Annotated in this window: 21 protein-coding genes; 9 read left to right on the top strand and 12 right to left on the bottom strand. The window is 47.9% G+C overall.

Annotated elements, in window-relative coordinates:
- Nucleotides 1–142 precede the first annotated feature (142 nt).
- Nucleotides 143–784: a pseudouridine synthase gene (locus OLMES_RS23595; RefSeq protein WP_087463506.1), complete on the bottom strand. Its 642-nt coding sequence runs from the start codon at nucleotides 782–784 to the stop codon at nucleotides 143–145.
- A gap of 170 nt (nucleotides 785–954) precedes the next feature.
- Between OLMES_RS23595 and OLMES_RS23590 the strand changes: the two genes are divergently transcribed.
- The 3 genes from OLMES_RS23590 (at nucleotide 955) to OLMES_RS23580 (ending at nucleotide 3529) form a co-directional block, all read left to right on the top strand.
- Entirely contained in the window at nucleotides 955–1797 is an 843-nt protein-coding gene (locus OLMES_RS23590; protein ID WP_087463505.1) for a DUF2971 domain-containing protein, read from the top strand.
- A 3-nt stretch (nucleotides 1798–1800) separates the two neighbouring features.
- Nucleotides 1801–2556 (top strand): sulfate transporter CysZ, encoded by a 756-nt coding sequence (gene cysZ, locus OLMES_RS23585; RefSeq protein ID WP_087463504.1) that lies wholly within the window; start codon nucleotides 1801–1803, stop codon nucleotides 2554–2556.
- A 112-nt stretch (nucleotides 2557–2668) separates the two neighbouring features.
- Complete coding sequence (locus tag OLMES_RS23580) at nucleotides 2669–3529, top strand: response regulator (RefSeq protein ID WP_087463503.1); 861 nt, start codon at nucleotides 2669–2671, stop codon at nucleotides 3527–3529.
- A gap of 22 nt (nucleotides 3530–3551) precedes the next feature.
- Here the strand turns inward: OLMES_RS23580 and phoR are convergent, their stop codons facing one another.
- The 6 genes from phoR to OLMES_RS28415 all read right to left on the bottom strand — a co-directional run bounded on the left by phoR (nucleotide 3552) and on the right by OLMES_RS28415 (nucleotide 8209).
- Nucleotides 3552–4892, bottom strand: a complete 1341-nt coding sequence (gene phoR / locus OLMES_RS23575) for a phosphate regulon sensor histidine kinase PhoR (protein WP_232465187.1) — start codon at nucleotides 4890–4892, stop codon at nucleotides 3552–3554.
- 8 nt (nucleotides 4893–4900) lie between these two features.
- Entirely contained in the window at nucleotides 4901–5593 is a 693-nt protein-coding gene (phoB, locus tag OLMES_RS23570; RefSeq protein ID WP_087463502.1) for a phosphate regulon transcriptional regulator PhoB, read from the bottom strand.
- A gap of 143 nt (nucleotides 5594–5736) precedes the next feature.
- Nucleotides 5737–6615, bottom strand: a complete 879-nt coding sequence (ubiA, locus tag OLMES_RS23565; protein ID WP_087463501.1) for a 4-hydroxybenzoate octaprenyltransferase — start codon at nucleotides 6613–6615, stop codon at nucleotides 5737–5739.
- Nucleotides 6616–6691: 76 nt separating this feature from the next.
- Entirely contained in the window at nucleotides 6692–7237 is a 546-nt protein-coding gene (locus tag OLMES_RS23560; RefSeq protein WP_087463500.1) for a chorismate--pyruvate lyase family protein, read from the bottom strand.
- Entirely contained in the window at nucleotides 7237–7794 is a 558-nt protein-coding gene (locus OLMES_RS23555; protein WP_087463499.1) for a hypoxanthine-guanine phosphoribosyltransferase, read from the bottom strand. The genes OLMES_RS23560 and OLMES_RS23555 overlap by 1 nt, the downstream gene beginning before the upstream one ends.
- A gap of 196 nt (nucleotides 7795–7990) precedes the next feature.
- Complete coding sequence (locus OLMES_RS28415; RefSeq protein WP_087463498.1) at nucleotides 7991–8209, bottom strand: hypothetical protein; 219 nt, start codon at nucleotides 8207–8209, stop codon at nucleotides 7991–7993.
- Between the two features lie 127 nt (nucleotides 8210–8336).
- Between OLMES_RS28415 and OLMES_RS23545 the strand changes: the two genes are divergently transcribed.
- Together OLMES_RS23545 and OLMES_RS23540 are read left to right on the top strand one after the other, a co-directional pair.
- Nucleotides 8337–8504, top strand: a complete 168-nt coding sequence (locus OLMES_RS23545) for a rubredoxin (RefSeq protein ID WP_087463497.1) — start codon at nucleotides 8337–8339, stop codon at nucleotides 8502–8504.
- Between the two features lie 87 nt (nucleotides 8505–8591).
- Complete coding sequence (locus OLMES_RS23540; RefSeq protein WP_087463496.1) at nucleotides 8592–9791, top strand: NAD(P)/FAD-dependent oxidoreductase; 1200 nt, start codon at nucleotides 8592–8594, stop codon at nucleotides 9789–9791.
- Nucleotides 9792–9830: 39 nt separating this feature from the next.
- On the opposite strand, the gene OLMES_RS23535 is transcribed toward OLMES_RS23540, so the two are convergent.
- Entirely contained in the window at nucleotides 9831–12263 is a 2433-nt protein-coding gene (locus OLMES_RS23535; RefSeq protein WP_157678500.1) for a bifunctional diguanylate cyclase/phosphodiesterase, read from the bottom strand.
- 163 nt (nucleotides 12264–12426) lie between these two features.
- Here OLMES_RS23535 and OLMES_RS23530 point away from each other — a divergent pair, with 163 nt between their 5' ends.
- Nucleotides 12427–12753, top strand: a complete 327-nt coding sequence (locus OLMES_RS23530; RefSeq protein WP_198343103.1) for a TraR/DksA family transcriptional regulator — start codon at nucleotides 12427–12429, stop codon at nucleotides 12751–12753.
- Nucleotides 12754–12759: 6 nt separating this feature from the next.
- Entirely contained in the window at nucleotides 12760–13554 is a 795-nt protein-coding gene (locus OLMES_RS23525) for an enoyl-CoA hydratase-related protein (RefSeq protein ID WP_087463494.1), read from the top strand.
- 24 nt (nucleotides 13555–13578) lie between these two features.
- Here the strand turns inward: OLMES_RS23525 and OLMES_RS29080 are convergent, their stop codons facing one another.
- Complete coding sequence (locus tag OLMES_RS29080) at nucleotides 13579–13776, bottom strand: cysteine-rich CWC family protein (protein ID WP_087463493.1); 198 nt, start codon at nucleotides 13774–13776, stop codon at nucleotides 13579–13581.
- A 35-nt stretch (nucleotides 13777–13811) separates the two neighbouring features.
- Entirely contained in the window at nucleotides 13812–14444 is a 633-nt protein-coding gene (locus OLMES_RS23515; RefSeq protein WP_157678498.1) for a hypothetical protein, read from the bottom strand.
- Nucleotides 14445–14732: 288 nt separating this feature from the next.
- On the opposite strand from OLMES_RS23515, the gene OLMES_RS23505 reads away from it, so the two are divergent.
- Together OLMES_RS23505 and OLMES_RS23500 are read left to right on the top strand one after the other, a co-directional pair.
- Nucleotides 14733–15590, top strand: a complete 858-nt coding sequence (locus OLMES_RS23505) for an acyl-CoA thioesterase (protein ID WP_087463490.1) — start codon at nucleotides 14733–14735, stop codon at nucleotides 15588–15590.
- Nucleotides 15591–15608: 18 nt separating this feature from the next.
- Nucleotides 15609–16628 carry an MBL fold metallo-hydrolase gene (locus OLMES_RS23500; protein ID WP_087463489.1) on the top strand — a complete coding sequence of 340 codons (1020 nt, stop codon included), beginning with the start codon at nucleotides 15609–15611 and terminating at the stop codon, nucleotides 16626–16628.
- Here the strand turns inward: OLMES_RS23500 and OLMES_RS23495 are convergent.
- Both OLMES_RS23495 and OLMES_RS23490 read right to left on the bottom strand, forming a co-directional pair.
- Nucleotides 16617–19292, bottom strand: a complete 2676-nt coding sequence (locus tag OLMES_RS23495) for an EAL domain-containing protein (protein ID WP_198343102.1) — start codon at nucleotides 19290–19292, stop codon at nucleotides 16617–16619. The two genes, OLMES_RS23500 and OLMES_RS23495, sit on opposite strands and share 12 nt — an antisense overlap.
- Complete coding sequence (locus tag OLMES_RS23490) at nucleotides 19285–20409, bottom strand: GGDEF domain-containing protein (protein ID WP_087463487.1); 1125 nt, start codon at nucleotides 20407–20409, stop codon at nucleotides 19285–19287. The genes OLMES_RS23495 and OLMES_RS23490 overlap by 8 nt, the downstream gene beginning before the upstream one ends.
- Nucleotides 20410–20549 lie beyond the last annotated feature (140 nt).

The following is a 20549-nucleotide window of genomic DNA, read 5'->3' as shown; positions in this document are numbered from 1 at the left end:
GGTAGTGGGTGCTTGGTTTTCGTGTGAGATATTTATGCATAGCACGTGGCGGTAATGTCTTACGCAAATGTAGGAAATATCTCACAAGAAAAAAGGCGAATGTCTTACATTGTCCTGTCTTCGCCATGAATGGCGCTGGGTATTAAAACGGTGCTGCGCACTCAAAGCGCTGCAATGTGCCATTTGTTGGGTGCTTGAATTCCAATTGGCTGGCATGTAAATACAAACGAGGTGCCTGCACCTTTGCTGCTGGATGAGCATAGAGCGCATCACCCAGAATGGGGTGCCCCAGCATTCGCATGTGTACTCTTAGTTGATGGGAGCGGCCTGTTACAGGGGTGAGTTCCAGTCGTGCACCTGCGTACCCCGGTTTGATTTTGCGGTACAGAGTACAGGCATATTTACCATAAACATAGTCGACTTTTTGCCGAGGGCGAAATGGCCAGTCACAAATCAAAGGGATTTCGATGGTACCCGCCGCTTTTAGTGGGTCTCCATACACTTCGGCGATATAGCGCTTTCGGGTTACCCGGTCATGAAACTGTTTGCTCAGATTTCGTAGCGCTTCTTTGTTGCGGGCAAACACCATAATACCTGAGGTTTCGCAATCCAGACGATGGACAACATGTAGCTCACCGAAACTATCGGACGTCAGCGTATACATACTGGACGGTAGTGTCGGGTCTCGGCCCGGTACAGATAAACGATTGGCGGGTTTATTGGTGACGACGATATCTTCATCAAAATACAGAATATCAGGTTTTATTTGGCTTTGAATGTTCATTTTCTGGTGGCTCAGTATCGTTCTTTTGTGTTGTCGCTGCCCGTTGCTTTGCGAGAGTTACGTTGCAGGTAAAGTTAAGTTATTATCGTGGATAAATCACAGATTTGTGAACTGCTCTGTCAGCAGTAATCGTGTATTTCGTACTTCCCGGTTACGGGTAAGGAGAGTTGGTGTTTTTGTATTTAAATTCGGATTTCCTGACGCTGTTTCGTGATGCCAGATTACCCTTCATTCGCTTGAAGGATCTGAATGACCCTTTCCTCGAGAATCTAAACGTACGTCAAGCGCAGTCCAGAAAGGTTACAGAAGAGGAAATCAAAGCGGAAATATGGAAACAATACCAGTCTCTACCTGCTCATCTCGCCGAGTTGGCTTCATTCGATTATTTTCTTGAGCAGGCGATGCAACAACGGGAGCAGGTGGTTGCCAAACTGGCTGCAAAAGAGAGCAAGCCGACGGCAGTCTTGAGTCGTGCGCAATTGTCCACGATCAGCGTTTGCCAGTTTTTTCAGGATGTGACTAATCTCCAGATTTGGCAACATTATGGTAATCGGGGGTGCGGTATTGTGATCGAGCTCAATGGAAAGGATGACTATTTTCAAAATGCTTCATTCCAAGGGGTGCCTCAAAAGTTTACCGAGGTGAGTTACCGAGCAGATCGCCCTGTTGCTCTGGATAGTGCTAATTTTCTGATTCCGGCCCTCTGTCGTCCCGAAAGTTTCGCCTACGAACGCGAGTTGCGTTTGTTCAGGCCAGTGAATGATAAAATGCAAGCTCGGCAAAAACGCGGCAAAGATAACATTGAGCGTTTTTATCATAAGTTTCCGGTCAATTTGATTGTCCGTGTTATTTTAGGGCCGGCAACATCTGCAAACGACGTTCGGGAGTTAGGGGTGTTTCTGAAAAATGATATGCGTTATAAACATTTGCTGATTCAGCAATGTTTGCTGGATGAAAGTCGGTACGAGTACTGTATCAGCGACATTTCACCTTCATTATTCCAAGGAGATTAATACGTGTCTGGAAATGTTTTTAAGGGATTGGGTTATCTTTCCGAAGGGTTTTCTCTTATCAGTCAACCCGGTTTGCGATTGTTTGTTGTTATTCCGCTTGTCTTAAACGTTTTCTTATTTTTTGCCTTTTCCGCCTTAATGGCTAGTTTTTTTTCTGACTTGTTAGCCTGGGTCATGTCAGGTTTACCAGAATGGCTGGCCTTTATAGAGTGGTTACTTTGGGCTGTTTATGGCCTGGTTATCATCTTGTTGTTTGCCTATGGTTTTGTGGCCTTGGCGAATTTTGTCGGGGCACCATTTTATGGTTACTTGTCTGAGTTAACGCAGAAGAAACTGACCGGAAAGCCGGTTGAGGTTGAAGGTGGCTGGATAGCCTTTCTGAAGTCTATTCCCAGATCCTTGCTCAGGGAGGTTCATAAAATTCTGTATTATCTTCCCCGGGCGATTTTATTGCTCATTCTGGGGTTTGTTCCGGTGATCAACTTGCTGGCGGCACTGCTTTGGTTATTATTTTCGGGATGGATGATGGCGGTTCAGTATGTTGATTACCCCTCTGATAATAACGCGGAAACATTTGCGCAAATGAAGCAAAAACTGGCCCGTAAGCGTTTGACTGCGCTTGGCTTCGGGTTGCCTGTTTTTTTTGCAGCGATGGTACCGGTGTTGAATTTGATTGTGGTTCCTGCCGCGGTGTGCGGGGCGACAGCCTATTGGGTTCGTGAAGAGCAAGAATTGACGGCACAAGCACAATCGCTTTAAAGCTTGGTGGCGGTTACTAAAAGCAGCGAATTTCTCATTGCTGTTCAGGTGTTTGCTGATCTATGCTTAGGGAGTATCGAATCAACAGAAGACAAGAATAAAGTGAGCCTCTATGGCAAATATAAAAGCATTGGTGGTGGATGACGCCAGCTTTGTTCGCGATCTGGTAAAAAGAACAGTGCGTAATGGTTTTCCCACAATTGCACTGGATGAAGCAATTAACGGTAAGAAAGCGCAGGCGATGTTGAGTAGAACATCGTACGAGTTGATCTTGTGTGACTGGGAAATGCCGGAAATGTCTGGTATCGAGTTGCTGCGCTGGGTTCGCCAGCAAGATAATTACAAAGATGTACCTTTTGTAATGGTCACGAGCCGTGGTGACAAGTCTCACGTTGTGGAAGCCATTCAGGAAGGCGTAACCGATTATTTGGGAAAGCCGTTCAGTGCTGAACAATTGTCCAATAAAATTATCAAAGCATTGGGCAAGAAGTTGAAAGGGGTATCACCGCCGACATCAACACCCTTACAGGATGCATTCAAGCAATCGGCCTCTATTTTGACGCAAGCGGGTAAAAAGTCGGTAGCACCAGGGCTCGGGCCGGAAGAGGTTTCTGGCGGGCAAACTGCAAACAGTGGTGCTGCGTCTGCTAAAAGTGTTGAACTCAAAGGTCAAAATTTTGCCGAGGTGCGCTTTGCTAATGTGACATTAAAATGTGTTGTGAAGAGCGTTTCTTTAACTGAAGTGAAGGTGATCTCTAAACGGGAAACCGAGTTTCCCGGTATTTTGGACGCCGCCGTTGTCGATATGGAATTCGAGCCGGGTAATGTCGCGCGCTTGAACGGTTATGTGCACCAGCTGCAGGCCGTAGAGAAGCGTCAGGATACAGATTTCGTCAGCATCATTATCCGATTTGTGGATGAGGATCCGGAAAAAATTGAACACCTCTCGAAATTTATGGCCCGCTTCTCTTGAGGGAGTGCATGACTCAGGCTGATTAGGCCGATTGACGTTTACTGCCGAGGCTCAAATCGTTGATTTTACGAAAGAGCGGGAAGTGACACGTAAATTCACAACCCTGGCCAGGGGCGGTATGAATTTCCAGCTCCCCATCATGGTTAATCACCACATGTTTAACGATGGCGAGACCTAACCCGGTGCCACCAACACTGCTTTGGCGGCCAGCATCGACTCGGTAAAAACGTTCCGTTAAACGGGGAATGTGAATCGGGTCAAATCCCGGGCCGTTGTCACTTACTCTGAAGTGTACGCCCTTGGCATCGCTCCACCAACGTAACCCGATTCGACCGGATGCCTGCGTGTATTTAACCGCATTGAACACCAGGTTGGAGAAGGCACTGCGCAATTGGTTTTCATCACCCAGGAATGCGGATTGGCATTCGATATTCAAGGTAATGTCGTGACCTTTATCCGCGCTCAGAGCAATTGCATCTTGTTGAATGCTCTCGAGTAGTGGTTTGATCTGTGCAATTCGGTTGGTTTGTGCTTTTTCGCTGGTTTCAACTTTCGCCAGGAGCAGCAAATCTGTGATCAGTGATTCCATCCGTTGCGATTGGGCAGTCATGGTGCGAACACTTCGGTGCCACTTCTTCGGAAAGGTATCAAGGTTATCCTCGATGGTTTCCAGATAGCCCGTAATAACGGTGAGCGGTGTGCGCATTTCGTGAGACACATTGCTCACAAAATCTTTTCGCATTTGTTCCAGTTGATAGAGGCGTGTTACATCGTGAACCTGTATGATCCGCTCATTTTCACCGAACAGGGTAATATGGAACTGAATGCGCAAATTAGGGTGTTCGGGGGAGAATACCTCAATCGGGTCTTCATAAACTTTGTTATCGAAGTAGCGTTTGAATTCGGGTTGCCGAACCAGATTGTAGATGATTTGTCCGCGATCCCGGTTTTCATGAAATCCCAGTAAGCGACTGGCCGCTTTATTCCACCATTCCATCTCGCCTCGGGCATTGACCAGTATTACGCCGTCATGAAGCGCGTTGCTGGATTGCTGGATGCGATTCACCAAATCCTGAAGTCGCTTTTGTGCTTTGGCGTGGTGTTGTTGGGTTTCGTAAATGCCGTCAAACAGATCTCCCCAGAGGCCTTTACTTTCAGGTGGGGGGGTGCCTGCTTCAGGAGACTTGTAAAGCCATCGGTGCAGGCGGTAGGTCTGTCGTAATGTCCAGCCGACATAGGCGGAGAGTCCTGCAGTTATCACCCAGGCCGGTTCGTCAATTGCAATGCCCAGAGAGAGGCATAGTAGCAGGCCCCACAACAACAACCGGACATAGTGGGACCACTCGCGTCTCATTATTGCCATGGGTTCAATCAGGCCGCCTTAGTAGAGAATCGATAGCCAGCACCCCGGACGGTTTGTATCAGTTGTTCGTAATCAGAGCCCAGCGCTTTTCTCAAGCGACGAATGTGAACATCAACGGTGCGCTCTTCAACATAAACGTTTCCGCCCCAGACCTGGTCCAGTAGTTGACTACGAGTATAGACCCGATCCTGGTGTGTCATGAAAAATTGCAATAAGCGATACTCTGTTGGGCCCATGTTCAACGACTCGCCATCGGCCGTAACACGGTGACAAACCGGGTCCAGTTTCAAACCGTCGATTTCTATCGCGCTTTCCACGCCTTGCGGTGTGGTGCGTCGAAGTACTGCTTTGAGGCGAGCAACCAGTTCCCGTGGTGAAAAAGGTTTGGTGATGTAGTCATCTGCACCAACTTCCAGGCCTTGGACTTTATTATCTTCTTCAGCCTTGGCCGTCAGCATGATGACCGGAATTTCAGAGGTACTTTCTTCTCTTTTCAAGCGTCGCGCCAGTTCGATGCCACTGGAGCCGGGCAGCATCCAATCCAGAAGGATCAGGTCTGGCTTCTTATCCACAATCATGGAATGCGCTTCCAGAGCATCTCCTGCTTCCAGGCAATTATAATCGGCCATTTCCAAAGCAACGGCAATCATTTCACGAATTGAAGCTTCATCATCAACAATCAGCACAGTTTTATCAGACATGGTCCGGAATTCCTCAACACTATAGTCATTGCTGACATATTACAACTGTATAATATGACAAATATATGACAGGTTGGAGGTTTGATGATGATTTAATATCAATTACTTGTCTAGATAATTAGTCGAAGACAGCCCTGTTCAGGTTATAGTCCCTGGCGGCCATATTCCAATACCATACCAAAAAACAGAACCATGCCTGCCCAGTGGTTGTTCAGGAAGGCTTTGAAACAACCATCCCGTTCCCGGTCTTTTATTAGATGCTGCTGGTAAACGAATAAACCAAAGGTCAATATCAGGGCTATGTCAAAGTATCCCCCCAAGCCTGCTTGATCACCTGCCAATTTCAGCAAAAACAGTGTTGCAAGCTGGAGTAGACCGATGACCAGACGGTCTGCACTGCCAAACAAAATTGCTGTTGAGCGAACACCGATTTTAAGATCGTCATCCCGGTCGACCATTGCGTACTGAGTATCATAGGCGACGGTCCAGAGTACCGTGGCAAGGTAGAGAATCCAGGTGATCGAGCTCACAGTTTCTGTTTGGGCGGTAAAAGCCATCGGTATGGCCCAGGCAAATGCAGCACCCAGTACGACCTGAGGTAGATGGGTATACCGTTTCATGAAGGGGTAGGTTGAGGCCAGAGCCAATGCCGCAATTGACATCAGTATCGTGAGGCCATTGGTAAATAGCACGAGCACGAAGGCGCAACTGCACAGCAGTGCGAACAGGGACAAAGCTTCTTTTTCGTGCACTTTGCCACTGGTGAGTGGGCGGAACTGGGTGCGCGCTACGCTGTGATCGATATGTCGGTCGGCATAATCGTTAATGACGCATCCAGCCGAGCGCATAATGACCACGCCGAGAATGAAGATCAGAACGAGATACTCATCCGGGTTGCCGTTCCCTGCAACCCACAGCCCCATCAGGGTTGGCCACATCAGGAGTGCGACGCCGATGGGTTTGTCGAGTCGGGTGAGCTGAATATAATAAGGGAGTTTGATTTTCAGGTCGCTTTGAGTCATGGGCAATCTAAAGTTGTGGTTCGGTTTCTGGTTTTGATTCAGTGCTTTTCCGTATTACCGGTTTGAGCTGTCCGTATTAGCGGATTAAGCTTAGCAGCTCAGGTAAAAAGTATTCTGCGACCAGTATGGGTTTTTCGTGTAAAAAAAACAGGGAACTTCTCCCCCAAATTTTGAATTCTGCATCGATGTGCCGGTTTTGTCTTGCACGTAACCCAGGAATGTCTTTTACTCGTTCGTGACACAGGGTAATAGGACCGCGGTGCATCGCCTTGCTTCTGAACAAAACCGCCCCCAATGGTGTCTTGCCCAGTTTTCGAAGCTGTTTTTCTTTCCCTGTTAACGTATTCAGTGGAATGATGCTTCGGGCATAAACCGCCGGGATATTCCTGCACAGCAACTCGACTTCGCGGATCAACGTCACGCGCCGTTCCGGGAGTTTCAACTGTTTGCGTTCATTGAGGCTGGGGTAATCGAATTGGAAATTCAATACGCGCACGGAAAAGTGTCCTTGGCTCAATTCGATCAAACGTTGCGTGAGTGATCCTCTGTCCAACAACCAAGGCCGCCATTGTGGCGGTAACTGAATCTGGCCTTGTGCAGGGTGGACTTCCGTACGCTGCATTACAAGCCCTTTACTGCATAGATTCCTGCTGCATTTCGCCAATACCCCTTGTAGTCCATACCGTAGCCGAAAATAAACCGGTCTTCCACAGTGAGTGCGCAGTAATCTGCATGCATGTCTGGCCTTGCTTTTCGGTCATGTAATTTCTCGACCAGCACCGCAGTGTAGACCGCCTTGGCACCGGCGTTATTGCAATCTTCCATAATGGCGGCAAGGGTTTCACCTTGATCCAGAATGTCGTCGATGATCAAAACGGTTCTGTCGGTGAGCATCGACTCCGGTCGAACCCGCCAATCTAAAGTTCCTCCTTGAACGGCCTCCCCATAGCGTGACGCGTGCATATAGTCTTGCTGCAGCGGGAACTGCAATAAAGGAAGTAGCTGGCCGGCAAATACCAAGCCGCCATTCATGACACTGATCACCAGTGGGTTGGACTCGGCAAGGGTTTCCGTAATGTTCCCAGCCAGTTGTGCAATGGCTCGCTCGACCTGAGATTTGGTGTACAGGCAATCAGCTTCGTCAAAAACCTGTTGCATTGATTGAACAATTGAATCCATTAGTTGGAACCCTTAACGTATTGTGAGACTTTGAGCTTTGGTGGAGCTCCAAGCGACTGCTAAAGTTGCTCAGGGAGGCATAGTAAGGAGTTTTAGGGCAAAAAGGTAGTCTTGGAATTGATGAATTATAATACATCATTTGATGTAACATTATTAAGTGTACTATAATTCTGCGCCTTCGGGAGTCCCAGTCAGTTCAAGAAGCCTTGTTGATTGTAAGGTCGGTGTTCAAGCTGCACCCTTGATCTTGCATAATCCATGGTAACCCCGTATAACACCAGGTTCGATGATCGGGCTGTGTCTGGGTGTTGATAAGAAAAAATGAGGTGTAGACGGGCAAATCCGGTACGGGAAACGGGTCATTGCTTGCCTGGAGTCCTGTTTTTCGTAATCGAACACCTTTGTGAATTCTCATGGACTATCCAATTGGTTTATGATTTGTGCCCGCCATTCTTATGGGGCGGTGTTAGCGGGCAAAGGCTTGACAGCCGATGTGACCGATGACACTGAAAGCAAATAGCAAGAAAAGTCAGGAATGAGTTATGAAAAAGTGGCAGTGTGTGGTTTGTGGTTTGATTTATGATGAAGAAAAGGGTTGGCCAGATGATGGTATCGAGCCCGGAACCGCTTGGGATGATGTTCCCGAAGACTGGTTGTGCCCGGATTGCGGGGTCGGAAAAGAAGATTTTGAAATGGTTGAGATTGGCTGAGATTGATCTCCCATCAGGACTTGAACGAGTCGTAACTGAAGTTTGACAGGCATTTGTGCCTGTCCCAGCTCCATTGGTAATGTACTTATGAATGCAGATAATACTGACATCACTTCAAACAGCGAAAGCCAGACGTCCGGTAATGATCCGATTGTGATCATCGGTACTGGCCTGGCAGGCTATACACTCGCAAAAGAATTGCGTAAAACGGATAAAGATGTACCCATTCTGATGTTGACTGCGGACGATGGACACTCTTACTCCAAGCCAATGTTGTCCACTGGTTTCACCAAGAATAAAACTGCTGAGCAGTTGTCCATGGCAGATCCTGGACGAATGGTAGAGCAGTTGGCTGTCGATGTCAGAACCTTTACCACTGTTACCGGTATCGATGCAGAAAAACAGTGTGTACTGGTTGGTGATGAAGCGATCACCTACAGTAAATTGGTACTGGCCTGGGGGGCTGATGTCATCCAGCTGAATATCGCGGGAACCGCTCAGGAGTCCGTTTATGCTGTGAATGATCTACTGGACTACCGCCGGTTCCGGGAAGCCGTAGAAGGTAAACAGCGGATACTGATCATGGGCGCGGGCTTGATTGGGTGTGAGTTCGCCAATGACCTGATCAACGGTGGTTTCAAGGTTGATATTGTCGCTCCTTGCGATGGCGTATTACCCGGGTTGGTTCCGGATCAGGCCGCAGCTGCTGTGCAAGATGGTCTTACCGAAGCGGGTACGACGTTCCATCTTGGTCAAGTGGTCGAGAGCATTGATAAAGTAGAAGATGGTGTGTGTTGTACATTAGACAACGGCACTCAGGTGGTCGTTGATGCCGTTTTGTCTGCGGTCGGCTTGCGTCCTCGTGTGCAATTGGCCAAGGATGCGGGATTAACGGTTGCCAAGGGCATTGTGGTAAACCGTCTGCTGGAAACCAGCGCGCCTAATGTTTATGCCATGGGGGATTGTGCAGAGGTTGATGGTCACGTGATGCTTTACGTGCTGCCATTGATGGAATGTGCCCGTTCCCTGGCGAAAACCCTGACGGGAACCCCTAAAGAAGTAACCTACGGTGTAATGCCTGTTGTAATCAAGACACCTTGCTGCCCTGTTGCGGTACTGCCGCCTCCCGTTGGTGCTGAAGGCGAGTGGTCTGTCAGTGGTGAAGGTCGTGATTTGAAAGCGCTGTTTACAGACGAGAGCGGGCTGGTTAAAGGGTTTGCTTTGACGGGCGCACTGGTTTCCGAGCGTCAGGCACTGGCCAAAGCCGTTCCGCCTATTCACCGTTAAACCGTGCAATGCCAAAACATGGCTTATCGGTTATTCAGTTTAACTGTTGCTGCTGATCTGTAGCTGCTGGGCTTTATTGAACTGGGCTGACCAACGTTGGTTCAGGTTCAGGTCTTTCGCCGCTTTTGGTTTGGCAAAGTAATACCCTTGCAGATAATCACATTCACAGGTTCGAATAAGTTGAATGTGATTGTCGGTTTCGATGCCTTCAATGACGACTGACAGGGAGATATCTCTGGCTAGTCGAGTGGTTGCTTGCAGTATGAGCGCGTTGCGTTCATCCTGTTCCAGGTCCCGAATAAAGCTTCTGTCGATTTTAATGGTATCAATCGGGAATTTTTTCAAAAACGACAAAGAAGCAAAACCGCTCCCAAAATCATCCAGGGCAATGCCAACGCCGATTGCCTTTAGTGAATTCAGGACTTCAATGCTCGCTGCTTGATCCTGTGTCAGCAAATTCTCTTTGACTTCAATTTGCAGGCTATTGGCTCTGATCTGATATTTCTCCAGCATTGATTTTATGGTTTCCACCGGAGCCCCCCGCAGCAATTGTTTAGGGGATAAATTTATCGAGACAACTATTTCCGAGAAGCCGGCATTGTGCCAAATTGCCAATTGTTCGCAGGCTTTAGCAATGGCTAAATCTCCAATCGGCACGATTTGACCGGATTCTTCAGCGACGGACATAAACTGTACGGGGGTTTGAATGCCTTTTACCGGGTGCTGCCAGCGCAACAATGCTTCCAGAACTTTGATTCGCCCTGTCGGCATGTAAATAATGGGTTGATAGTGGAGTACAAACTCATCAAGCTCGATGGCCTGATTCAGCTCTTCTTCGGTATTCAGGCGTTTGGCTGCGGAGGAGTTGAGCGCCTGGGTGAAGAATTGGAAGTTATTTTTACCATTCTTCTTCGCTTCAAACATGGCCAGGTCAGCATTCTTGATTAATTGTTCCGAAGATACGCCGTCCACAGGGTAAATGGAAATCCCGATGCTCGCGCCCAATTTAACGTTACTGTCGCCGGCTTTAAAGGGTAAAGAGAGCTCGTCAATAATGCGTTGGGCAATTAGCGAAGCTTGATACGCCTGAAAAAGATCGGTCAACAGTATGGAGAATTCGTCCCCCCCGTTGCGGATGATCATATCCTCCGCGTAATAGCCCTGTGAGGAGCGGGTTACCTCCGAAGTGTTGACATGACCCAGGCAGGTTTTCAGGCGATGAGCGACTTGGCGCAGTATATCGTCTCCCGCGCTATGTCCGTAAACATCATTCGCCAGTTTGAAGTTATCCAGGTCAACCACAAGAATGGCCAATGCCCGGCCACTGCGCTCGCTGTATTCGATGGCTTTGTTTAGCGCTGCATCAAACGTTAGTTTGTTCGGAAGTTCCGTCAAATGGTCATAGTAAGCCAATTTATTAATTTCTTGTTGGCTTTTCTTGAGGCTTTCCGCCATCTCCTGAAATGCTTTGGATAAGTCACTGAGCTCATCCTTGCCGCTGATATCAATGTCTTGTATCGGTTTGCCATCGCGGATCCGTCGGGTCAGTTCGGCCAGCGAGATAATCCGGTCAATGAACATCATTCGTGATTGGAAGTGCACTACACCAATACTGATCAGAATAATGACCAGTAATAGCCAAAAGGAGTACGTTGCCAGTGTTTGGGCTTGCTGGCTCGCAGCTGCTTCCGATGTGAAGCCGATCAAGTACAGCCCCTGATGTAAACGATTAAAGCCGGCGAAGTAGCCCTGGCCATTCATTTGGTAGGTTTTAATGGTGCGGTGTCGGCCTTGTACTGCTTTTGTGGCAAGTTCTGACGCTAATTCACCGTCAGGAGCCGTATGAAAGAAAACGTTACCATTGCTATCTGTCAGCGCCAAATAACCGGTATCGGTGGTATTGGCTGCATCAGCAAGAATTTCCTCTCCGTTGATTTGGTATATCAGCTGTAAATAGCCTTCGCTACTGTCAAAAGGCTGACCGGCTGGATAGTGTTTGAGCTTGCGAGTTTGCATGTAGAGTAAACCGCCTTCCTGCCTTTGTTTCTGAAAATCTGATAGCGTCAACGAATCTTCAAAAGAACGATCATCGATATTCATCAGGTACATTTCGGGCGGTACTGAAGTGGTTGTAGACTGTAAAATTATGCCGTTATCGGAAAGTAGCGATATACTGATAAACGCCGGGTTATTCCGTTGAAAATTATCCAAAGCACGTTTTATTGTGCTGAGTTGTTGATTATCCGGGCGTGGATCATCTCGCAGGAGAGAGGTCAGAGATTGTTCATTTGCCAATAACTCTAATGAAGTGTTGGCTATAGACATATGTTTTTCGATACGGGCTGAGACATCTTCAATGGATGCCTGAAGCGTATTGATTGTGTAGCGCTGAGTGTTGCCTTGAATATAAAAAAAAGCAAACAGCGCAAAGACTATCAGTGGAATGATACCGGCTGGTAGCAGAAGTGTCATGATTTGAAACTTTAAGCGCACTGCAATTCCCGTTTATTGTAATGAGTATACTTTGACTTATCAGGGTCTGTTGACGCTTGGTGCCGAGCGAGCTCCGCATTTATTTCTATTTATAGGTTTGGGGCTCTTACAAGTCCAGTTTTTTATTCAGGAGTTGGTATTGATGAATTCTCAGAAAGAGCTTCGAACGCAGCTTATCGAGCGTCGTACAGAACTGGAAAAACGGTTGGAAGCAATCAAAGTGGATTTGGGTAAACCCCTGGATCATGATTTTGCGGAGCAGGCCGTAGAGCTCGAGAATGGGGAGGTGCTTGATGTGCTGGGGGCTGAGGCAGAGTCGGAGATACAGCAGATTAATCATGCGCTGATCCGTATGGATGAGGGGCTTTTTGGTGAATGTCAGGCCTGTGGTGAGCCTATTGCCGAAGCGAGACTGAAGGTCAGACCATTTACTTCATTTTGTGTAAAGTGTGCGGAAACTCAGGAGTAGCAGGGTATGAGCGAATGGATTATAACGGAGGTTGTGGAGAGTGCAGGTTATGCATTGATTTATTTGAACCACCCACAAACTCGAAATGCAATTACCGACAGGGAGATGCTTGCGGGATTTCTCACCGCAGTGACAGCACTGGACAAGGACCCTCGAGTCAAGGTTGCAATTGTTACCGGAAAGGGGTCCGCATTCTGCTCTGGTGGTAATGTTAAGCATATGCTCAATCGAAGTGATATGTTTTCAGGTGATGCACTGCAGCTGTATCAAAATTATCACGATGGTATTCAGCAAATACCGCGTTTGCTGATGTCGCTGGATTTGCCATTAATCGCTGCAGTTAATGGCCCTGCTTATGGCGCCGGTCTGGATTTGGCGTTGATGTGCGATATTCGGATCAGCGCGGAGGCCGGGGAATTTGCGGAAAATTTTGTAAAGGTGGGTATTATTCCGGGTGATGGTGGTGCGTGGTTGTTACCTAAAGCGATTGGTATGCAAAGAGCCATGCAGATGACGCTGACCGGGGATGCGATTGATTCCAGTACAGCGCTGGATTGGGGGCTGGTTATGGAAGTTGTTCCGAATGATCAGTTACTACAGCATGCATCGGCGCTTGCTCAGCGTATCGCCGTAAATGGCCGACAGCCGCTGCGGTGGGCGAAAAGATTGTTGCGGGAAGGTCAGCACAGCGATTTCCCCGCATTTCTGGACAAGTGTGCTTTGATGCAGGCGATCGCCCACCATGAAGAGGATCACGAGCAGGCGTTGCAGCGAATGCGAGGAAAATCGGCTCAGAAATGACGAGCATTTTACGTCTTGTTTAATTCAGATCGTTGGTTTGGCGCGTTGTATGCGTTTTTCCAGGCATGGCTTACATAAGCAAGCTGCTTTCTGGTCGGAGGGAAGTGCTATGCTTGGCAACTCAAAGCACCAGCACTGACTTTTTCCTGCTGCGATGTCGCACTTAACAGCAGTACCGCATTCAGGGCAACGGCTAGACTTATCGTGAAGGGGCGCGGGCATGGTTTTGCTGAAGATATTTTCCGTAATCCTGGAATTTAAAACAGGAACTCGGCTTCGAGCGTAATTTGATAGTCACTGATGCCGAATGCGTTCAAGGTTTCGTTCAGTGGCGTGTCGGAAGTCATGTTAGTTTGATTCCGTCTGTCCGCTTCCTGTACTGCCATGCGGGAATCACTGAAACGATAATCCTCTGAAATCAAGAGCCCTGACCGGAAACACCAGCCTCTGCCATCTGCTTTGGTATTGTCCGAGATCATTGCGGTGATATCGTGCAATTTGGTTTCTTTGTAAACGTCCTGGCTGGATTCAGATGATCCAAAAAGGAAATTGGTCGGGTAACTCTGCGTGACATTGAAAAACAGATTCTGACTGCCTTTAACCAGTGTTTCGCCCGCATGAACGAGTGTGTGTCCGGTTTTCTGTATCTGCTGGCTGAAGTCAATGTCTGGATCAAACGAGAAATCAATGGCGATAGCTGGCTGGCTTAACATAAAGCTGCTTAGTATTGTTCCTGCCAGAATTGTCAAATATCGTCTTGGTGTGTGGCATTGTTCAGAGCCACGGAGACTGAATAAGGGGGAGGGGGAATCGCTAACCGTTCCAGACGCTGGCCGTTGTTTGTGATGCATGCTGCAGTCTTGACGATTTGTACTGTCTTGATGAATCATGTTCTTTTCCCGAATCACCGTGTCTTACCATTTTGCTGAGCCACGTTAACTGGATTGTGCAAAAAACCGGTGCCAAACTGATTGCAGTACATCGAGTTTTTTGTAACTTTCAAGCAACGCGTTAATTATTGTTTTAGCTTTATTGCCAATGAGTATAGCCCTTTTGGCAATTGTTAAATATGCAAAAAGCTGTAAATTGAGAAATCGATAAAAATTTATTGTCACAAATTGTGATTGCAGCCTGATGACTGTTACAGGCTGTAAAGTTGTGTGAAAGGGGTGTAACCAATGACAGAAGTTCTCCAGAAACTGATACAGCTTTTAGATCTCGAAGAGACTCGGCCAGACCGATTCCAGGGGCAGAGTGAAGATTTGGGATTCAAGAATGTATTTGGTGGTCAAGTCCTTGGACAGGCCCTGATGTCGGCATGCAAAACGGTTGAAGCGCGTTCCGTGCATTCATTACATGGGTATTTTCTTCGGCCCGGAAATCCGAATGAGCCGATTGAATACCAGGTTGATCGAATCCGTGATGGTGGCAGTTTTACCACTCGTCGTGTGTTGGCGTTGCAGGCGGGTAAAGAAATATTCACATTAAATGCCTCATTTCAGGTTGATGAAGAGGGTTATAGCCATCAGTTTGAAATGCCCCAGACCTCTGAGCCTGATAGTTTGCTTTCCGAGCTTGAAATGCGTCGGAAAGTGGTGGACTTTATTCCGGAAAAACTGCGTGAGCAGGCGACCCGTGATCGACCTATTGAAATTCGGCCGGTTGCACCGCTCAATTACTTCAAACCCGAGCGACGAGAGCCGTTCAAACAAGCCTGGTTCAGAGCCGTTGCTGATTTGCCTGATGATGATGTTTTGCATCGCGTATTGCTTGCTTACGCCTCCGATTTTGGTCTTCTAGGCACAAGCATGTTGCCTCACCAGGTCACCTACTATACGCGAAGCATGCAAGTGGCCTCTCTGGATCATGCGATTTGGTTCCATCGTCCATTTCGCATTGATGATTGGTTGCTCTATGATATGGATAGCCCTAGTGCTTCCCAAGGTCGGGGCTTTAACCGCGGTAACATTTACAATGTAAAAGGGGAGCTCGTCGCTTCTGTTTGTCAAGAGGCGTTGATCCGTAAAAAAACGTAGTTTAAGCAGAGTGCAATCATGTCAATTGGTCTGCCCGTAGATATCGTAAACAGTCCTTGCTTGAAGCGTGAGCATCATCAGAGGGATGGATTCCGTAATCCCCCTGGCAGTGCCCACCCAAGGGATGGACGCTATTCGGTGGAAATGTTGTCACTGTTAGCGGAATTGGCTATCGGTGGTAACAGGCCATTTGATTACCCTGAAACCCATGTCTTGGCGCGTAATTCAGCTGTTCCGGGACTGCAATCGACAACGCCTGCAATTACCTGGCTGGGGCAGGCCGCTTTTTATTTGCAACTCGGTTCGCTAAACGTTGTCACCGATCCCTTCTTGTCCCACCGGGCTTCACCGTTCTCATTCAGTGGGCCAAAAAGGCTGGTTCCAGCACCGTTAAGACTGAATGATCTTCCTCGCCTGGATGTTATTGTACTGTCCCATAATCACTATGATCATTTGGATCTTCAGGCACTAAAACGCTGGCCTGATAAAGCTGTTACTGTGGTGGTGCCTTTGGGTGTTGGGTCATTATTGCGAAAAATTGGTTACAGTCAGGTTATCGAGATGGATTGGTATCAGGAGGTCGCGCTCGATGGTGGCGTGTTGACCTGTTTACCAGCCTACCATTTTTCCGGGCGGTCGATTGGGGACAGCAATAAAACCTTGTGGTCGAGTTTTGCAATCAAGACATCTCAGGCGTCGGTGTATTTCACCGGGGATAGTGGTTATGGTTCCGAGTTCAAGCGTATCGGTGAGTTGCTGGGACCTTTTGATGTTGGTTTGATGCCTATTGGTGCTTATGCTCCGCGTCATGTGATGGCCCGTGTGCATATGAATCCGGAAGAAGCGGTACTCGCAGGTCAGGATATCGGGGCCAAGGTCATCGTGCCGATGCATTGGGGCACGATTCGCTTGACCAATGAGCCAATGTGGGAACCGTCGTATCGCTTTCATCGTGCCTTGCAGGATTTGGGTGCAGCAGGACAACAGTTTGCTGTAGGAGAAACGCGAACGATTGAGGTATTGCACTCAGTGATCTGAGTCGGTTGAAGGCTGCTGAGTCGTGGAATCGAACACAAACGAATGCTGTGTCGCGCTGTAATTCTCCAGCCACTGAATCAGAGCCTCCAGTGGTAATGGTTGAGTAAAATGAAAACCTTGTACTTGATCACAGCCCATCTGTTTCAGGGTGGCCTCAACCGCAAGACATTCTACTCCTTCTGCTACAACACTGAATCCCAGGCTGTGACACATGTTGACGGTTGTTCTTACGATCACTTCATCATCGGAGATCCGGTCAAGATCCAAAATCAGGGATTTGTCGATTTTGATTTCCTGAGCCGGTACTCGCTTGATGTAGGATAAAGAGGAGTAGCCTGTACCAAAATCATCTATGGAAACTCTCACCCCGATTTGATGCAGCTTTTCCAAGGCATTCAAGGCCTTGACCGGGTCATGCATCATCGATGTTTCGGTGAGCTCCAGTGTGACCTTTTCCGGTGGCGTATTGGTTCGTTCTAAGGTTTTGTAGATCTCTTCTGTGAAATCTGACTCACGCAGGTTGTTGGTTGAAATATTTATGGATACAGAAAGATCAAAGCCTCGGGTCGCCAGATGATGCCGAGCCTCCAGCGAGCGGTTGAGCACCCACTGCGTCAGAGGTTTGATGATGCCGGTTTGTTCCGCCACCGCGATAAATTCGTCGGGAGGCACTTGACCAAATCGGGGGTGGTGCCAGCGCAGCAGGGCTTCAACCCCTGTCACACGACCTTGTTTCAAGTCGATTTTAGGGTGGAATACCAGCGTTAACAGATTGTCTTGAAGTGCTCGGCTAAGTTCCGCAATCAAGGTTAATCGTTTGGTATTGTATGGGTCTTTATTCGCGGTGTAGTGTGCTAGCTGATCATCGTATTGATAGGCATATTCCAGTGCGACAAAACCGTGACGGATAAGGGTGTCTGCATCGTTGCCATCCTTTGGAAAACCGGCTGTACCAATATGTGGTCGAAAATCGAGGAGCATGCCCCGAAATTCCACCGGGGTGGATATGTACTGGATAAAGTCCTGGGTTGCGCGATTGTCCTTTGGGATCTCCTGCAGGTTGACAACCATGCCAAACGTAGCGTTCTCAAAAGTACAGACGCGTGGTTGAAAATCTGGTCTGTCCTCCAGTTTGGCGATTTCAGGAACCAGGGCTGCCTGGCTATTTATTTTACGGCCGAGTTGTGCCAGCAGGTTTTCTGATTCTGAGTGGCCAAGGGTTTTTATAATTTCGTGAAAGTTAACAAACTGTATTAATACGACCGCAAAGGAGGTGGGGGATTCGTTCGTCGCCAAATTGTTTATGAACATTTGAAAGTGGGCGGAATTTGGCAGGCCAGTCACTGAATGTGTTAAGGCTTTGTGAATCAGACTCATTTCAGCGTTTCGACGTTCCCGGTGCTCGCGAATGGTGTCTGCCTGGGCGCGTAGTTTTTGCTCACGCTCACGGTATATTCGTTCTGCCAGTGCCATTGAAAGCAGGATGGCTTCCAGTGCAGAACCGATTTGCAAACTGTATTCGGTGATCAGGTTGGTGTTCAACAGCCCCGCTTTGTTCATCGCGGTAATGACACCGCCGAGGGAGAGTAGTGCCCAGGCCATGGAATAAAAGCGGGCCGCTTTGTTGCCCTTAAACCATTGAATCGGGCCTACGATGAGTAAAATAAAGCAACCTGGAATTGCGATGAATACTGAAAGTTGAATGGAGTATTGATACGGTAGCAGGAGTGTGCCGATTAGGCCGAACAATGAAAGTGCAATGACGATAGATGTGAGCGGGTAAAAAACGGATTGAGTCTGTTTTAGGCTCAGAAAGGCGCGAGCAAACAAGGTTGAAAAGAGCATGGTAAACGGCACGGACAGGAGCATGATGTACTCATGCAGGAGAGGGGATTCCGGCCAGAGTACCTGATACATTTTACCTCTCAAGCTGCCCAGTATTGCGAGGTAACCTAATGTTGAGAGTGCATAGTAGATGTATGTGGCTTCCTTTAAGGCCAGAAATACAAAAATGTTAAAGATGATGATGACGATCATGGTGCCATAGTAAAGCGCATGAATTTGTTCTACGCTGTTGTTGGCTTGGTAAAAGCGGTCTTCTTGCCACACCTTGATGGGGACTTGCAGTGTTCCGCTGGTTCGAACCCGAAGCATTACTGTCAGGTTTTCCTGGGGATCCAGTACTTCGGGAATCAGGAAGTGCGGATGGTCAATTGGGCGCTGCTCAAAGGGGCGGGTATCACCCGTCTGATAATGCTGAATGGCGTTTTCACCGGAAATTAAAAAAACATCAATTTCATCCAGCAGTGGATAGGCAATTTCTATGATCAGCCGTTGCTCGCGGGTTTGAAAGTTTTTCAGTGTGAAGCGAAACCAATAGGCATCATGTGTATAGCCGAAGTTGGGTATGCTATTTCCGGAAAACTGCCAGTTTTGTTGTATTGTCTCGTCCAGTAGATTTTTAATGTCTAGCTGATTTGAGGAATCGACAAGCACATCAAGCTGGGGCCGAAAGGGGAGCTCGCCTTCGCCGCTGATCGTATTGGCAGTCAGCGTTCCGGGAAGTACGAGGCACAAAAGAATTAACTGCAGCCCGCGAAGTCGCCACCGCAGATCTGTTCCACCAGAAGGTCTGTGAAACCAGCCCGATAATAGACTAAACACTCTCGGAATCATGCTCTTCCGGCCTGCTTGTCGACTTGACCATGGGGACTATTCGGTTGCGCCCCTTCATTTTAGCTTCGTAAAGATTAATATCGGTTTGGCGCAGCAGTCCTTCGATGCTTTCAAATTGACTGATGCTGCAGACGCCTGCACTCATCGTTACAGGAATGAGCATTGACTGATAACTGAATTCTGCGCTTTCTACAGCAAAACGTAAGCGTTCTGCCAGCGCCAGTGCCTGTACCAGTGATGTTTCAGGCAGCAGAATCAAGAATTCTTCACCACCCCAGCGCGAAATCACGTCGAGGTGGCGGCTATGTTCTTTGAGGAGTTTGGCGAAGTCTTTTAGAACCTCGTCTCCTGCGTCATGACCGTAGCCGTCATTGATGCGCTTGAAGTGATCAATATCCATCAACACCACAGAGAAATGGTGACCGTGTCGTTTAAAACGATAGTACTCGGTATCGAGACGATTACGCATGTCCCTTCGGTTTGATAACCGCGTCAGCTCGTCTGTGCGGGATGCCAGATCGTAACGCTCGGCAAGGTCGATCAGATCATTTCGGGCCCGACGCCTGGAGAAATCCAGAATGTAGGAAAAGACCGTCACAAAGGTCATCGAGGTTAGAAAGCGGAGTTGGAAGTCCGGGTTGTATTCAGTAATAACAAACGGAAGTTCGGGAAACTTGAAGATCACTGCGATCACTAACAGGCAAGACGTCATAACGACTAAACCCTGGCGCAAACCCAGCATATAAAAAATCAGTGGTGGGAAGACATAGAACCAGAGCGGGCCGGTATTGCTTTCTCCTCCAGTGGCAACCAGATAGATAAAAAGTGCGGCTACGATCCCGATAAATATCCGCAAAAAAGTGTTACCTGATCCTGTCCGGTGCAGAATAACCAGGTTTAACATCATGAGTAGGGCAAAAACAAAAAGGATATAACCGTGGCGCAAATGTTCGGAGAGAATGGATTTGATGCCAATGGCAATTAATACAAATACGCCAGCATACGTCAGCCATTGTAGTACCTGCAAAATCCAGTGCTCCTCCTCTTTCTGTGGGTCGAGAGCTTGTAGTGCAGGCTGTTCTGATTTCTCTGATGTTGAGTTCAATCTGTTTGCTCGTCTCTTGGCATCAGCACTTCTTGAATAGCGGCGCTTTACTCAAAAATTATTTTTATAGAATATAAAGTGTAGTTATGAAATGGGAAGCCGTACAAAAATAGCCTTATTGATTGCTGGAAAAGAAAACT

It is taken from the genome of Oleiphilus messinensis (assembly GCF_002162375.1).
Lineage (GTDB): Bacteria > Pseudomonadota > Gammaproteobacteria > Pseudomonadales > Oleiphilaceae > Oleiphilus > Oleiphilus messinensis.
This window is presented reverse-complemented; position numbering and strand designations above follow the sequence as displayed.